This window comes from Halalkalibacter urbisdiaboli (assembly GCF_002156385.1).
Classification (GTDB): Bacteria; Bacillota; Bacilli; order Bacillales; family Bacillaceae_D; genus Halalkalibacter_A; species Halalkalibacter_A urbisdiaboli.
Map to the genome: position 1 here is coordinate 52,392 of NZ_MVJM01000006.1, position 14,725 is coordinate 67,116.

Genomic DNA, 14,725 nt, shown 5'->3' on the forward strand with positions numbered 1-14,725 from the left:
CTTTACAATTATTCCGGAATAATATTCAACAAAACAACAGGAGGGAGAAACTCACTCCCTCTGTTATTTTACTTGAGCTCCATTTGGAAGGCTGCCATCAATCGTTGCAAGCTTTAGCTTCTTACCTTTAGAACCAGCTAAAATCATCCCTTGTGATAACTCACCCCTAAGCTTCACTGGCTTTAAATTTGTTACACAAATGACTTTTTTTCCAACTAATTCATCTGATGAATAGTATTTTGCAATACCTGAGACTACTTGACGCTTCTCAAAACCAAGATCGAGCTGAATCTTCAATAATCGATCCGCCCCCTCAACAGGTTCAGCCTTCAATATCTCAGCGACTCGCAGCTCTACCTTTGAGAAATCATCGATTGTAATCTCATCTACCTCTGGAACGTCCTTACTTTTTGTTTCAGTTGCTTCTACTTTTACACGGCTTCCACCCATTTGCTCAACAATATAATTGACCTCTTCTTCTGCATCAAGACGAGGGAAAATAGGCTCTCCCTTTTGAACCGTTGTATTTGCTGGAATTTGAGCAAAAGACTGTAATGATTCCCATGTTGTCTGTTCTTCTTGTAAACCTAGCTGGTACCAAATTTTCTTTGGTGTTTCTGTCATAAATGGTTGAATGAGAACTGAAACAAAGCGTAGTGATTCAGCAAGATGATACATGACTGATCCAAGCTCTTCCTTCTTCGTCTCATCCTTTGCAAGCATCCAAGGCTGTGTTTCATCAATGTATTTATTCGTCCGACTTACTAACTGCCAAATCGCTGTTAAAGCAACTGAAAACTCCATTTCCTCCATTGCCTTTTCAACCTTCTCAACCGTTGCATCGACAAGCTCTAATAAAGATGCATCAAACGGTGTGGCATCTTTAATATAGACTGGCATATTCCCGTCAAAGTATTTATTAATCATGGCCACAGTACGATTTAATAAGTTTCCAAGATCGTTTGCTAAGTCGTAGTTCACGCGCTCAACAAACCCCTCAGGTGTAAAGACACCGTCAGAACCAAACGGGACCTCGCGAAGTAAGTAGTAGCGAAGGGCGTCCAATCCGTATCGGTCAATAAGAGGCACTGGATCCACGACATTCCCTTTCGATTTCGACATTTTTCCGTCCTTCATAAGGAGCCAACCATGCCCAAAAACTTTTTTAGGTAATGGTAAATCAAGCGCCATTAGCATAATCGGCCAATAAATGGTGTGGAAGCGAACAATTTCTTTTCCAACTAAGTGTACGTCTGCAGGCCAAAATTTATCATATAGTTCACTATTGTCTCTTCCGTAACCCAGAGCGGTAATGTAGTTTGATAGTGCATCTATCCATACATAGACAACGTGCTTAGGATTACTTCTAACCTGAACCCCCCATTTAAAAGAGGTGCGTGATACCGCCAAATCTTCTAATCCTGGTTTAATAAAATTGTTAATCATCTCATTTTTTCGAGATTCCGGTTGGATGAATGAAGGATTTTCTTCATAAAATTTTAATAAACGATCCGCATACTTACTCATCCGGAAAAAGTACGATTGCTCACGAACCTTTTCAACAGGATGCCCACTATCCGGACTCTTTCCACCAATAACTTTCCCGTCTCCATCATGGACTGGGTCGACGAGTTGACGCTCTGTATAAAAGGTTTCATCAGGAATGGAATACCATCCCTCATATTCGTCTAAGTAAATATCCCCTTGTTCTAGTAAACGTTCAAAAATTTCCTCTACAACTACTTTATGACGCTCTTCTGTCGTCCGAATAAAGTCATCGTAGGAAATATCGAGTTTCTTCCAAAGCTTTTGGATACCACTTACAATTTCATCAACAAACTCCTGTGGTGTTTGCCCTTTATCTGATGCCTTTTGTTCAATTTTTTGACCATGTTCATCTGTTCCTGTTAAATAAAGAACCTCATAGCCACGTAATCGTTTATAACGTGCCATTGCATCCCCTGCCACTGTTGTATACGCATGACCAATATGTAGTTTGTCACTTGGATAATAAATCGGTGTCGTGATATAGAAAGTCTTTTTTTCGTTAGTCACCTTAATTCCTCCTTTTTTTCATTTAAGCCTTCCTCCGGTCGGCTGCCGGCGCGCAAAGAACGCACGCCTTTTCAAAACCTTGTGCCTCCTTCGTCGGCTGCCGGCGCGCAAAGAACGCACGCCTTCTCAAAACCTTGTGCCTCCTGCGTCGGCTGCCGGCGCGCACAGAACGCCCGCCTTTTCACAACCTTGTGCCTCCTGCGTCGGCTGCCGGCGCGCACAGAACGCCCGCCTTTTCACAACCTTGTGCCTCCTGCGTCGGCTGCCGGCGCGCACAGAACGCCCGCCTTTTCACAACCTTGTGCCTCCTGCGTCGGCTGCCGGCGCGCACAGAACGCCCGCCTTTTCACAACCTTGTGCCTCCTGCGTCGGCTGCCGGCGCGCACAGAACGCCCGCCTTTTCACAACCTTGTGCCTCCTGCGTCGGCTGCCGGCGCGCACAGAACGCCCGCCTTTTCACAACCTTGTGCCTCCTGCGTCGGCTGCCGGCGCGCACAGAACGCCCGCCTTTTCACAACCTTGTGCCTCCTGCGTCGGCTGCCGGCGCGCACAGAACGCCCGCCTTTTCACAACCTTGTGCCTCCTGCGTCGGCTGCCGGCGCGCACAGAACGCCCGCCTTTTCACAACCTTGTGCCTCCTGCGTCGGCTGCCGGCGCGCACAGAACGCCCGCCTTTTCACAACCTTGTGCCTCCTGCGTCGGCTGCCGGCGCGCACAGAACGCCCGCCTTTTCACAACCTTGTGCCTCCTGCGTCGGCTGCCGGCGCGCACAGAACGCCCGCCTTTTCACAACCTTGTGCCTCCTGCGTCGGCTGCCGGCGCGCACAGAACGCCCGCCTTTTCACAACCTTGTGCCTCCTGCGTCGGCTGCCGGCGCGCACAGAACGCCCGCCTTTTCACAACCTTGTGCCTCCTGCGTCGGCTGCCGGCGCGCACAGAACGCCCGCCTTTTCACAACCTTGTGCCTCCTGCGTCGGCTGCCGGCGCGCACAGAACGCCCGCCTTTTCACAACCTTGTGCCTCCTGCGTCGGCTGCCGGCGCGCACAGAACGCCCGCCTTTTCACAACCTTGTGCCTCCTGCGTCGGCTGCCGGCGCGCACAGAACGCCCGCCTTTTCACAACCTTGTGCCTCCTGCGTCGGCTGCCGGCGCGCACAGAACGCCCGCCTTTTCACAACCTTGTGCCTCCTGCGTCGGCTGCCGGCGCGCACAGAACGCCCGCCTTTTCACAACCTTGTGCCTCCTGCGTCGGCTGCCGGCGCGCACAGAACGCCCGCCTTTTCACAACCTTGTGCCTCCTGCGTCGGCTGCCGGCGCGCACAGAACGCCCGCCTTTTCACAACCTTGTGCCTCCTGCGTCGGCTGCCGGCGCGCACAGAACGCCCGCCTTTTCACAACCTTGTGCCTCCTGCGTCGGCTGCCGGCGCGCACAGAACGCCCGCCTTTTCACAACCTTGTGCCTCCTGCGTCGGCTGCCGGCGCGCACAGAACGCCCGCCTTTTCACAACCTTGTGCCTCCTGCGTCGGCTGCCGGCGCGCACAGAACGCCCGCCTTTTCACAACCTTGTGCCTCCTGCGTCGGCTGCCGGCGCGCACAGAACGCCCGCCTTTTCACAACCTTGTGCCTCCTGCGTCGGCTGCCGGCGCGCACAGAACGCCCGCCTTTTCACAACCTTGTGCCTCCTGCGTCGGCTGCCGGCGCGCACAGAACGCCCGCCTTTTCACAACCTTGTGCCTCCTGCGTCGGCTGCCGGCGCGCACAGAACGCCCGCCTTTTCACAACCTTGTGCCTCCTGCGTCGGCTGCCGGCGCGCACAGAACGCCCGCCTTTTCACAACCTTGTGCCTCCTGCGTCGGCTGCCGGCGCGCACAGAACGCCCGCCTTTTCACAACCTTGTGCCTCCTGCGTCGGCTGCCGGCGCGCACAGAACGCCCGCCTTTTCACAACCTTGTGCCTCCTGCGTCGGCTGCCGGCGCGCACAGAACGCCCGCCTTTTCACAACCTTGTGCCTCCTGCGTCGGCTGCCGGCGCGCACAGAACGCCCGCCTTTTCACAACCTTGTGCCTCCTGCGTCGGCTGCCGGCGCGCACAGAACGCCCGCCTTTTCACAACCTTGTGCCTCCTGCGTCGGCTGCCGGCGCGCACAGAACGCCCGCCTTTTCACAACCTTGTGCCTCCTGCGTCGGCTGCCGGCGCGCAAAGAACGCACGCCTTTTCAAAACCTTGTGCCTCCTTCGTCGGCTACCGGCGCGCAAAGAACGCACGCCTTTTCAAAACCTTGTGCCTCCTTCGTCGGCTGCCGGCGCGCAAAAAACGCACGCCTTTTCAAAACCTTGTGCCTCCTTCGTCGGCTGCCGGCGCGCAAAGAACGCTCGCCTTTTCAAAACCTTGAGCCTCCTTCGTCGGCTACCGGCGCGCAAAGCACGCCTTTTCAAAACCTTGAGCCTCCTTCGTCGGCTGCCGGCGCGCAAAAAACGCACGCCTACTCAAAACCTTAAGCCTCCTTCGTCGGCTGCCGGCGCGCAAAGAACGCACGCCTATACAAAACCTTCCCCCTCCTTCGTCGGCTGCCGGCGCGCAAAGAACGCTCGCCTTTTCAAACCCTTGTGCCTCCTTCGTCGGCTGCCGGCGCGCACCTACCGCACGCCTTTTCAAACCCTTGTGCCTCCTTCGTCGGCTGCCGGCGCGCACCTACCGCACGCCTTTTCAAACCCTTGTGCCTCCTTCGTCGGCTGCCGGCGCGCACCTACCGCACGCCTTTTCAAACCCTTGTGCCTCCTTCGTCGGCTGCCGGCGCGCACCTACCGCACGCCTTTTCAAACCCTTGTGCCTCCTTCGTCGGCTGCCGGCGCGCACCTACCGCACGCCTTTTCAAACCCTTGTGCCTCCTTCGTCGGCTGCCGGCGCGCACCTACCGCACGCCTTTTCAAACCCTTGTGCCTCCTTCGTCGGCTGCCGGCGCGCACCTACCGCACGCCTTTTCAAACCCTTGTGCCTCCTTCGTCGGCTGCCGGCGCGCACCTACCGCACGCCTTTTCAAACCCTTGTGCCTCCTTCGTCGGCTGCCGGCGCGCACCTACCGCACGCCTTTTCAAACCCTTGTGCCTCCTTCGTCGGCTGCCGGCGCGCACCTACCGCACGCCTTTTCAAACCCTTGTGCCTCCTTCGTCGGCTGCCGGCGCGCACCTACCGCACGCCTTTTCAAACCCTTGTGCCTCCTTCGTCGGCTGCCGGCGCGCACCTACCGCACGCCTTTTCAAACCCTTGTGCCTCCTTCGTCGGCTGCCGGCGCGCACCTACCGCACGCCTTTTCAAACCCTTGTGCCTCCTTCGTCGGCTGCCGGCGCGCAAAGAACGCTCGCCTTTTCAAAACCTTGAGCCTCCTTCGTCGGCTGCCGGCGCGCAAAAAACGCACGCCTACTCAAAACCTTAAGCCTCCTTCGTCGGCTGCCGGCGCGCAAAGAACGCACGCCTTTTCAAAACCTTGAGCCTCCTTCGTCGGCTGCCGGCGCGCAAAGAACGCACGCCTATACAAAAAAAGCCCTCATCCGCATCGGGACGAGAGCTTTCTCACGTGGTACCACCCAAAATTCCCTTTATACTTTGCAGCAAAAAGGCTCATGAAGTCTGTGACTCCTATCTGTTAACGCCAGCAACGTTGTCCCCTTATGTTTTAACACACTCGAAAACAAATCCTCCCAGGACCATCTTCCAATTCTCATCTATACCGGTTCTCAGCTCCCCCGGCTCTCTGATCTAGCATAAAGCTATATAGACAATAAATTGTACTCATCCCTTCAACGGATTTACTATAGGTCTTCATACATTTTGCTCATTTACTTAGTTTTTCACAAATCTATCCAAAATATACCGAATTGAACTGGTCACTGTCAAGGGCGGTCATACAACGTAGCAAAAGGAGTTTTTTGTTTTTTTAATTTCCCTTGCTCACATAACCGTTCAAGCTCGCTTTTCCATGTTGAAACATCCCATGATTTCCCTGATTGTTTATTAATATCAGTCAAATGATTCATTAAACTAACTTCGGCAAGAGGTAAATACGGTTCAACTGCTGCCAACACGTCTTCATCGCCTTTTGTTTTCATTTGCTGAAGCTCATCAAATGGGTTTAATGTATGAGGACTCGTTGAATGTGCCAAGCGAATTCGAACAGCCATTGTCCTTCCCATGATAGCAGAGGATACAAATACATCACCTGAGCGTAAATACGGAAGTCGTTTGCCTTCTTCCGCAGTTAAATCGGTTTCCTCTTTAATTGTTTGAATATCGGTGCCTCTTACTGTACGGAAAACAAATTTTGAATTCAATTGGGCTGTAATCGTTTCATCCAGTAACGTTGGCCGTTGTGTCGCAAAAATGAGAAAGGCTCCGTATTTTCTCCCCTCCTGTGCAATTTCTTTTAAAACAGATTTTGCCGGCGCATCATACCCTTTTGGTGCAAAATTATGAGCTTCATCAGTCACAATTACAAAAGGTGGGAAAAACTCCGCCTGCTGATGTTGTAGCTTAGCATCTTTATATGCTCTTCTTTTTCCGTATAGAGCCCCTATCACATAGCTCGAAAAAACTTGAAGAAGCCAAACAGCACCTTGCACAACAACAAGCTGGCCAGCATGAATCCCTTGTTCTATCGCACGAATGTTTTGTTGAAATAATCCTGCCTGATGCAGACGGTTTACCCGCCATTGTATGCCCTTGACTGACGCTAATGGCAGACTGCCAAATTGATCAAGAAGCTTTTTAAAGGTCCCGTACCGTTCAATCTCTTCTCGAGTCATTCCACCATCATTTACAATGCCTTCTACCTTTTGCTTCCCCATTTCCAATGCTTCTGCTAAATTCGCGACTCGATCACTAAAAGATTGGTAGCTATCCCGTCTTTTATGAATACTTTGAATGACATTGACCATTGATTCAGTTAATGAGCCCGCAGCTGATAAAAGTCGTTCAACATCCCTTGTACTTAATGCGGAAAAATCAACACCTACATCTCGACCAATTTGGACGACCATATATTTATCTCTATATGAAGGTACATCACCAACCCCTTTTGCACTTGCCGCAAAATTCATTTCAAAATGCGGATCAAATACAAGGGTAGGAATCGATAATTTCATTAACTCCTCAAGCATCACGCGAAGCCCAAATGACTTTCCTGAACCCGATCCCCCAAACACGCCGATATGAGGGTATTGCTGCATCGCCCGAATATCAAATATGAAGGGGACACCATTTTGCTGACGAACCTGGTCATTTTCCTGCATATGAAATAGTTGCTGCAGCTGTGCTGGAATTGACTCTGCAATAAAATCAGTTGATTTTACTTCACCTAATACCATCCCTTCGTGCGGAGAGGCTTTTACTAGCAAGCCTTCAATCTCCTCAAAGGACGGATGTCGAACGTGCGCACCTGTTTGAATGGGCTGTGTCGCTTCTTCAAACAAACGGACCTTCGCTAAATGAATGTCATCTGCTCCTATATCATAGCCGATATGTTCTAATGTTTTTAACACTTGATCATCGACTAAACCTTTATCGAAACCCATTGGTATATATCGGTTATAGGAAAAGGTTTCAACTACTTCACCCTTTGGCTCATTCAATTGCTGATCTTCAATGACGAACATTTCATTCATTCTAAACTTATGAGTTTTTGAGGCTACATACACTTCATGCTGTGTGGTTACGCCAACAATTTGCATTGATTACTCCTCCTCTTCCTCTCTACTCCCGCTTGGCTGCCGCCGCTTCCTGCGGCTCTCTAATAAGGGCGTTCGGTGCGTTTTCTTGTGAAAAAGCGTTGTCTTGTTTCAGGGTCAATGTATTGTTCAATTAGGGCTTCTACTAGCTTGTCCGTTACACGAACATCCCGGTCTATATGGTCGAGCCATAACGGGATTCCTCTACCTTCGCTTGGTGTTAACGTATATAAAAGATCTGCAACTTCATTTTTATGCATGGCCTGTTCCTCTAACATATCAAATCCAGTAATGGCAGGGCTCGAGCTTGGGCGCATCCAAACCGACTGCAAACCTGCCTTTTGTTGAATTTCTTCAACAAACAGGGTTTCCCCCTTATCTAATATACCAAACAGTAAATCTCTATCATAAGAATAGGGGCGTTTTTGGAAGGATGAAAAACTTGGTAGCTTTACTAAATTTTCTGTCGTAATCTCTTCAGAAACACCGACTAATAAGACATTTTGTTCTAACGCTAATATTCTAAGCCTATCCCACTCTTTTGGTGCGTCAATTCTGTAGTGATACAAAGCACCATCCATCATCATGAATGCTATTTCCTGACTTTCGATTAATTTATAGGCTACTTCAAGTTCTAGCTTTGCTAGCAAGTGAGCCCGCCACTTTACTGGTTGTGTAGCTTCTTCCTCATCCGTTCGTTCCTCTAATAAAGGAGCGTAAACATCCGAGGCACGACATTCCTGTCCATTCGTTGTTTTTGCTAACGCCTGAAAAAGATAAACAACATGGGGGGATTCACCTTTCGTTTGATTAACAGATCCATCAACCGCTGCTAGCTGGCGCCCATTTAAGTATTTCGACAAATCCTCATGAGAATAACGGTACATTTGTCGAAATACTGCAGAAGACTGCTTTAATTTTTGTCGAATTATCTTTCTTTCCTCTGTCGATATTTGGTACGTTTGACGAAGTGATTCTCCTAATTTTTTTACCTTTTCAACAAAATCTGGTGCGAGTTGAAACATTTTTTAACATCCCCCTCCAAAAAACCTATATATATCAACACTTACACAGTTTCCATAAATTACACTGTTATTTGGTTAAATAAATAAACAAAAAATAATTGACTTGTTTTGGAAACGCTGGTATTCTTAGTTCAGATAGAAAAATGTCGAATAATGACACAAACAAATACAAACCTATGCATAAGTCTGAGAGGAGACACATTATTATGAAATCTACTGGTATCGTTCGTAAAGTTGATGAATTAGGTCGCGTTGTTATCCCAATTGAGCTTCGTCGTACACTTGATATTGCTGAAAAAGACGCCCTAGAAATTTATGTTGATAATGATCGCATCATTCTTAAGAAGTACAAGCCAAACATGACTTGCCAAATTACTGGTGAAGTTTCTGATGACAATCTTTCAATTGCTGGTGGAAAAATTATTCTTAGCCCACAAGGTGCTCAAGAGATCATTAAAGATCTTCAAGAATATGTTTCTCGTTCTCAAGCATAAGAACCTAATTTAGTCAATATGGAGGGTGAGTCTATCGGACTCACCCTTTTCCATTTACTTTTATGTATGAAAAGCTTGATAAACCTCTCTTTTCGGGATATCTCTATCAACTGCAACCTTCTTTATTGCTTCTTTCGATGAAACACCGAGGTTTATATAATGTTCAACATGCTGGTTTAAACTTAAACTATCCCACCACTGATCTTTAATCTCAACCTCAGTAGCCCCTTCGACAATTAAGCAAAACTCTCCTTTTATCGTTCCTTCTTCACACCATTCTACTGCATCCTCTAATGTTCCACGTTGATACTCTTCAAATTTTTTCGTTAATTCTCGACATATACAAATGTTACGACTCCCTAATACTTCATACATCCCCTTTAACGTATCCTTCAATCGGTGTGGTGCCTCATAAAACATCAACGTTGCCTTGAGTTCCTTTATCTCGTTTAATGCATCAAATCGTTGTTTTTTCTGACGTGGTAGGAAACCAACAAATTGAAATTGGTTCGTTGATAATCCCGAAGCAATTAAACTCGTTAAAGCAGCATTCGCACCTGGAAGCGCAATAACAGAAAGCTCTTCCTGAATGGCAAGTTGTACGAGATCATAACCAGGGTCTGATATAGCTGGCATGCCTGCATCACTAACAAGGGCAATGCTCTTACCATTGTTCATTTCTTCAATTAACATAGGACCAGCCGTCTGTTTATTATGCTCATGATAACTAATGAGAGGCGTATCAATCTCAAAATGTCGACAAAGCTTCATCGTCTGCCTCGTATCTTCAGCAGCAATCATATCGGATTCCTTTAACATTCGGATTGCACGAAAGGTCATGTCTTCTAAATTTCCTATTGGTGTTGGAACAAGATATAGATTCCCTTTATTATTCTTCCGTTGATAACTTTGTTGTTGCTTCATTACCCTCACCTCTTATAACGACTCATGATTCAAATCTTCCATTCGCTCACCTTCATATACCTGTTTAAATGCCTCTGTATACGTTCCAGTCGTGCTGTAAACTGTAATAGGATTCAAACATATCATACCCGACCGACCATCCTTAATCCCCTCAAGTAACACCATATTAGCGTCCTTTCCTTCTTTCGGGTGAACAAATTGGACTCTTTTTGGCTCAATCCTATATTTACGCATGAGAACAATCATATCAGTTAAGCGTTCAGGTCGGTGCACAAGAGCCACTTTTCCTTTAGATTTCACACATTGACTACTTACCCGAATAACATCCTCTAGTGTACAATGAATTTCATGGCGGGCAATTGCTAAATGTGGGTTACGATTTCTTTCGTTCTCCGTAATTGTTTCGAAATAAGGCGGATTGCATGTAACCGTATCATAAAAATTTCGCTTCAACGTTGAAGGTAAATGATTAATATCCGCATGTAAAAAGGATATATGATGATCTAACGAATTAAGAGCGTTTGACCGCTTCGCCATCTCATACAAACGTTCTTGTATTTCAACACCTGTAATTCGTGCTTTACTCCGTGTTGCTAATATAAATGGTATGACTCCATTGCCCGTACATAAATCAAGAAGGTGGCCCTTTTGAATCGGGACATAAGCAAATCTCGCGAGCAACACAGCATCAATCGAAAACGAAAAAACGGAAGGGCTTTGGATAATTTTTAAATGACTTCCTGCGATATAATCTAGACGTTCATCATTGCAAAGTTGCACATTTTAAACCCCTTTTCCTGCAATATGTAAAAGCTAAACTAAGCAGACCTTGCTTGGTTTACTATGTAAAAAGGCCTTCCGGCTGTACGGAAGGTCCTTTTTTATTACTTTTGATGTAAGAAGGAGAGGCAGAATAAACAATCATCACCATCTGAGCGAATGCTTCCATAATGCGTATTGCATACATGAAAACCTTCTTGATACAGACGTGCTAAATTGTCATAGCCTTCTCCAACCGCCGGCTTCTTCTTTTCTTGCGAAGCCGTTTCATCAGATGGCTCTTCTTCAGGTTCAAGCCGTTCCCTTAAATTTTCATTTTCAATATGCAAATAATGATTTTCTTCTATTAAATAGGCGAGCTGCTCCTTTAAACCACGTAATTCATGATGGAGTTCACCAAGCCGCTCTTCAATTTGACTCACCTGCGTAAAGATTGCCTTTTTATCCACGTTGCTTCCACCTCATCATTCTGTGGATTCAGTCGCCAAGGTCTCCTTTTCCATTAATTCATCAATTGTAAAATCGAGCACGCGCTCTCCTTCACCTAATTCTACTTGAACTAAGCGTTCTAATAAATTCAAACCAACGACTTTCCCATTCCCGAAAGGTGTTGATATTCTCTTGCCTACATCGGGTAATTCTTGTTTTGCTGATTCGTACATATCATTTTCATACTTAAGACAACACATTAACCTTCCACATAACCCAGAAATCTTCGCTGGATTTAATGATAGGTTTTGGTCTTTTGCCATTTTAATCGAAACCGGTTCGAAATCTCCCAAAAATGAGGAACAGCAAAGAACGCGGCCACATGGACCGATGCCACCCAACATTTTTGCTTCATCTCGAACACCAATTTGTCTAAGCTCAATCCTTGTCCGAAAAATAGCAGCCAAATCCTTCACCAAATCGCGGAAATCAATCCGCCCATCGGCAGTAAAATAGAAGAGTACTTTATTCCGGTCAAATGTATATTCAACATCAACTAACTTCATATCTAGTTCATGTTCATGTATTTTTTCATTACAAACCGCAAATGCCTTTTGGGCGGCTTCACGGTTTTCTTGCACCTTAAGCTTGTCCTGTGAAGTCGCAATCCGTATGACTTGCTTTAATGGAAGAACTACGTCATTTTCTTCAACTAACTTCGTTCCGATCACGACTCGACCATACTCGACTCCTCTAGACGTTTCGACGATGACAGCTTCTCCTTTTTCCAAATCAAAGTTTCCTGGGGAGAAGTAATAGATTTTGCCCGCTTTTTTAAAACGGACGCCTACAACTTGATGCAATCGTCTATCCCTCCTGTATGCTGAGCAACAGCTTCTCCATCAAAAGCTGAACGTTTACATTCGCGCTTAGATGTCGTTTTGCTTCTAAAACGGCAGACATATTTCTACTCATTTTTTCTTGCGAAGTAGAGAGTGCTTGTTGTTCCAGTTGATTTTGTTGGTCAATATATGTTAATTCATCATATTTACCAACCTGTATATATAAAAGGTCTCGTAACCATAAGAGGATCAAATCAAGACCAAGTTCTTGTTCTCGCCTATCTTTAAAAAGTGGCAACCATTTTTCTTGCAGAGTAAAAAATACTTGACTTGGTCTGTCATGGAGCTCTTCATATAATTGTATCACTACGCTTCGTGCTTGTGCAATCCAATCTCCCTCAGTTAGCCCAATTGCTTCATCAAAACTTGTTGTTAAACTTGCCAACACACTGGAAATTACTCTCGATATCCCTTCCTCTTCCAACTTTTTCATAAAAGCATCTCTTGGTAATGGTGCAAATGTTAAATGCTGACTCCGTGAATGGATCGTCGGTAAAATCTTTGAACCTCGTTCTGTTAAAAGAATAGCAACTGTTGGTGCTGTAGGATCCTCTAAAAATTTCAATAAACTATTTCCAGCACTTGCTGTCATTTTATCGGCATCCTCGACAATATATACCTTTTGTGCTGACTCCATACCACGATACGAAAATTCTTTTTGTAAATGCTCAACCTGTGCCTTTTTTATAGATTGTCCATCAGGTGTTATAAAATGAATATCCGGATGATTTCCATGCTCAATTCGTTTACAATCCGAACATGTTTGACAAGGCTCTATTCCTAGTCTTTCTTTACAAAAGAAGCTCTTCGCTAATTGAAGAGCTACTTGTTTTTTTCCTGTTCCTCTACTACCTTCAAATAGATAAGCATGGGCTAATCTATCTTTCTCTAAGCTTCTTTCTAACATTTTTACAACTAGCGGTTGTGTTAATTTTAAATCTAACCACGTATTCATTTGCTCTCACCCTTAAAACTGCTCAAAATGCTCCACCGGTAAAATAAATACAGTTGCTCCCCCTACCTGTACTTCTACAGGATACGGGACATATGAATCTGCATTTCCACCCATTGGAGATATTGGAGCAACTAGCTGGTCTCGACTTTTACAATTTTCTTTAATTAAGCTTAACACAGACTCAATATGTTCATCCTCTGTTCCAATTAGGAAGGTTGTATTTCCTGCCCGTAAAAAGCCTCCCGTACTTGCCAGCTTTGTCGCTCGATAATTGGCCTTCATTAATGCATCGGATAATCGATTGCTATCTTGGTCTTGGACAACAGCGATAATTAATTTCATCCTCATCACTCCTCGCTATTTTTCAGGTGTAAGCGACCCTTTAAAACGTACAGTGCATCATCGAAAACATTCTCTAGCGCTTGGTTGGCATTAATTCTAACAACGCGGTCTTTATACAGGTCACTTACTATCTCAAAGCCTTGTTTCACTTTAACGTGAAAGTCCATTCTTTCCTTATCTAGACGGTTAACCTCCCTCTCTGCATCACTAGAGATTCTCTCCATTCCAACCTCAGGTGGCACATCAAAATAAAGCGTTAAATCGGGATAATAGCCTTCAATTGCAAATTCATTAATGGATAAAACTTCTTCAAAGCCAATTCCTCTAGCATGACCTTGGTAAGCAAGACTACTGTCGATAAAGCGGTCACATAACACTACTTTGCCAGCTTGTAGAGCTGGTATCACCTTTTCGACTAAATGCTGTCTTCTTGCCGCCGCGTATAAAAGTGCTTCCGTACGAGGGTCCATTTCCGTATGATCCATATTTAAAATGACTTCTCTTATTTTTTCTGCAATCGGGATCCCACCAGGTTCACGTGTTCGTATGACATCAATGCCTTCGTTTATTAAATATGCTTCTATTCTATCTAATACCGTTGTCTTACCGGCACCCTCACCGCCCTCAACCGTAATAAATAACCCCTGCTTCATGACTAGTCCTCCAACTCTACAATGAAAATTCCTTCATTTATTGATGAATGTCCTTGAAAATAGGCACCTGCTTGTTCTAGTTCTTGTATCTTTTTAATTATCTCTTGTTTTATTCGTTCTCCTGGAAGGATAATTGGTATCCCTGGTGGATAAGGAATAATAGCCTCAGCAGCAATTTGCCCTACTGCTTGATGAAGAGACACTTTAGTACGTGAATACCTTTGAAGCTCTTCCGATGATAATACTAACTTTGACACCTTATCCCCTTGAAACGACATATCATTCTTTTGTTTTATCATAACTGAATATGAGGATAATGCTGAAGTAAGTTTTTTAATAATGGGTTCTATATTCATTAACTCTTCTAATCCAAGAACGAATAAAACATGATCACGATCTGCTAGTTCTGGATATACCCCTACTTGGTTAAAGGCGTGCTGCAGCT

The 14,725-nt window shown here is 45.9% G+C and carries 12 protein-coding genes and 1 other annotated feature; of the genes, 1 reads left to right on the forward strand and 11 read right to left on the reverse strand.

Translation table 11 applies throughout. The features are described from left to right. Window positions 1–63 precede the first annotated feature (63 nt). The 3 genes from metG to B1R93_RS21455 all read right to left on the reverse strand — a co-directional run bounded on the left by metG (window position 64) and on the right by B1R93_RS21455 (window position 8,801). Complete coding sequence (metG, locus tag B1R93_RS21440; RefSeq protein WP_088105951.1) at window positions 64–2,055, reverse strand: methionine--tRNA ligase; 1,992 nt, start codon at window positions 2,053–2,055, stop codon at window positions 64–66. Window positions 2,056–5,607: 3,552 nt separating this feature from the next. Then, window positions 5,608–5,866: a binding site (T-box leader), on the reverse strand. An 80-nt stretch (window positions 5,867–5,946) separates the two neighbouring features. Continuing rightward, window positions 5,947–7,779 carry an ATP-binding protein gene (locus B1R93_RS21450; protein ID WP_088105953.1) on the reverse strand — a complete coding sequence of 611 codons (1,833 nt, stop codon included), beginning with the start codon at window positions 7,777–7,779 and terminating at the stop codon, window positions 5,947–5,949. A gap of 59 nt (window positions 7,780–7,838) precedes the next feature. Next, window positions 7,839–8,801 (reverse strand): DNA double-strand break repair nuclease NurA, encoded by a 963-nt coding sequence (locus B1R93_RS21455; protein ID WP_088105954.1) that lies wholly within the window; start codon window positions 8,799–8,801, stop codon window positions 7,839–7,841. 206 nt (window positions 8,802–9,007) lie between these two features. On the opposite strand from B1R93_RS21455, the gene B1R93_RS21460 reads away from it, so the two are divergent. Next, a complete protein-coding gene (locus B1R93_RS21460; protein WP_088105955.1) occupies window positions 9,008–9,295 on the forward strand; it encodes a transition state genes transcriptional regulator AbrB in 288 nt (95 codons plus the stop codon). A gap of 60 nt (window positions 9,296–9,355) precedes the next feature. Here B1R93_RS21460 and rsmI read toward each other — a convergent pair whose 3' ends face one another. From rsmI to B1R93_RS21500, 8 genes are all read right to left on the reverse strand, one after another. After that, complete coding sequence (rsmI, locus tag B1R93_RS21465) at window positions 9,356–10,219, reverse strand: 16S rRNA (cytidine(1402)-2'-O)-methyltransferase (RefSeq protein WP_088105956.1); 864 nt, start codon at window positions 10,217–10,219, stop codon at window positions 9,356–9,358. Window positions 10,220–10,231: 12 nt separating this feature from the next. After that, window positions 10,232–10,999, reverse strand: a complete 768-nt coding sequence (locus B1R93_RS21470; RefSeq protein WP_088105957.1) for a tRNA1(Val) (adenine(37)-N6)-methyltransferase — start codon at window positions 10,997–10,999, stop codon at window positions 10,232–10,234. 104 nt (window positions 11,000–11,103) lie between these two features. Further along, entirely contained in the window at window positions 11,104–11,448 is a 345-nt protein-coding gene (gene yabA / locus B1R93_RS21475; RefSeq protein WP_088105958.1) for a DNA replication initiation control protein YabA, read from the reverse strand. A 15-nt stretch (window positions 11,449–11,463) separates the two neighbouring features. Continuing rightward, a complete protein-coding gene (locus B1R93_RS21480) occupies window positions 11,464–12,291 on the reverse strand; it encodes a PSP1 domain-containing protein (protein WP_088105959.1) in 828 nt (275 codons plus the stop codon). 4 nt (window positions 12,292–12,295) lie between these two features. Then, window positions 12,296–13,285 carry a DNA polymerase III subunit delta' gene (gene holB, locus B1R93_RS21485; protein WP_088105960.1) on the reverse strand — a complete coding sequence of 330 codons (990 nt, stop codon included), beginning with the start codon at window positions 13,283–13,285 and terminating at the stop codon, window positions 12,296–12,298. Between the two features lie 12 nt (window positions 13,286–13,297). Beyond that, on the reverse strand, window positions 13,298–13,627 hold the full coding sequence (locus B1R93_RS21490) for a cyclic-di-AMP receptor (RefSeq protein ID WP_088105961.1): 330 nt from the start codon (window positions 13,625–13,627) through the stop codon (window positions 13,298–13,300). Window positions 13,628–13,632: 5 nt separating this feature from the next. Further along, window positions 13,633–14,280 (reverse strand): dTMP kinase, encoded by a 648-nt coding sequence (gene tmk / locus B1R93_RS21495; RefSeq protein ID WP_088105962.1) that lies wholly within the window; start codon window positions 14,278–14,280, stop codon window positions 13,633–13,635. Window positions 14,281–14,282: 2 nt separating this feature from the next. Further along, the coding region (locus B1R93_RS21500) for an Orn/Lys/Arg family decarboxylase (protein ID WP_483422324.1) at window positions 14,283–14,725 on the reverse strand (443 nt) is incomplete at its 5' end.

What these genes read in the sequence shown, in the direction of transcription:
- B1R93_RS21450 (WP_088105953.1), bottom strand. Translation starts at nt 7,779, where the DNA reads ATGCAAATTGTTGGCGTAACCACACAGCATGAAGTGTATGTAGCCTCA.
- B1R93_RS21455 (WP_088105954.1), bottom strand. Translation starts at nt 8,801, where the DNA reads ATGTTTCAACTCGCACCAGATTTTGTTGAAAAGGTAAAAAAATTAGGA.
- B1R93_RS21460 (WP_088105955.1), top strand. Translation starts at nt 9,008, where the DNA reads ATGAAATCTACTGGTATCGTTCGTAAAGTTGATGAATTAGGTCGCGTT.
- rsmI (WP_088105956.1), bottom strand. Translation starts at nt 10,219, where the DNA reads ATGAAGCAACAACAAAGTTATCAACGGAAGAATAATAAAGGGAATCTA.
- holB (WP_088105960.1), bottom strand. Translation starts at nt 13,285, where the DNA reads ATGAATACGTGGTTAGATTTAAAATTAACACAACCGCTAGTTGTAAAA.
- B1R93_RS21490 (WP_088105961.1), bottom strand. Translation starts at nt 13,627, where the DNA reads ATGAAATTAATTATCGCTGTTGTCCAAGACCAAGATAGCAATCGATTA.
- tmk (WP_088105962.1), bottom strand. Translation starts at nt 14,280, where the DNA reads ATGAAGCAGGGGTTATTTATTACGGTTGAGGGCGGTGAGGGTGCCGGT.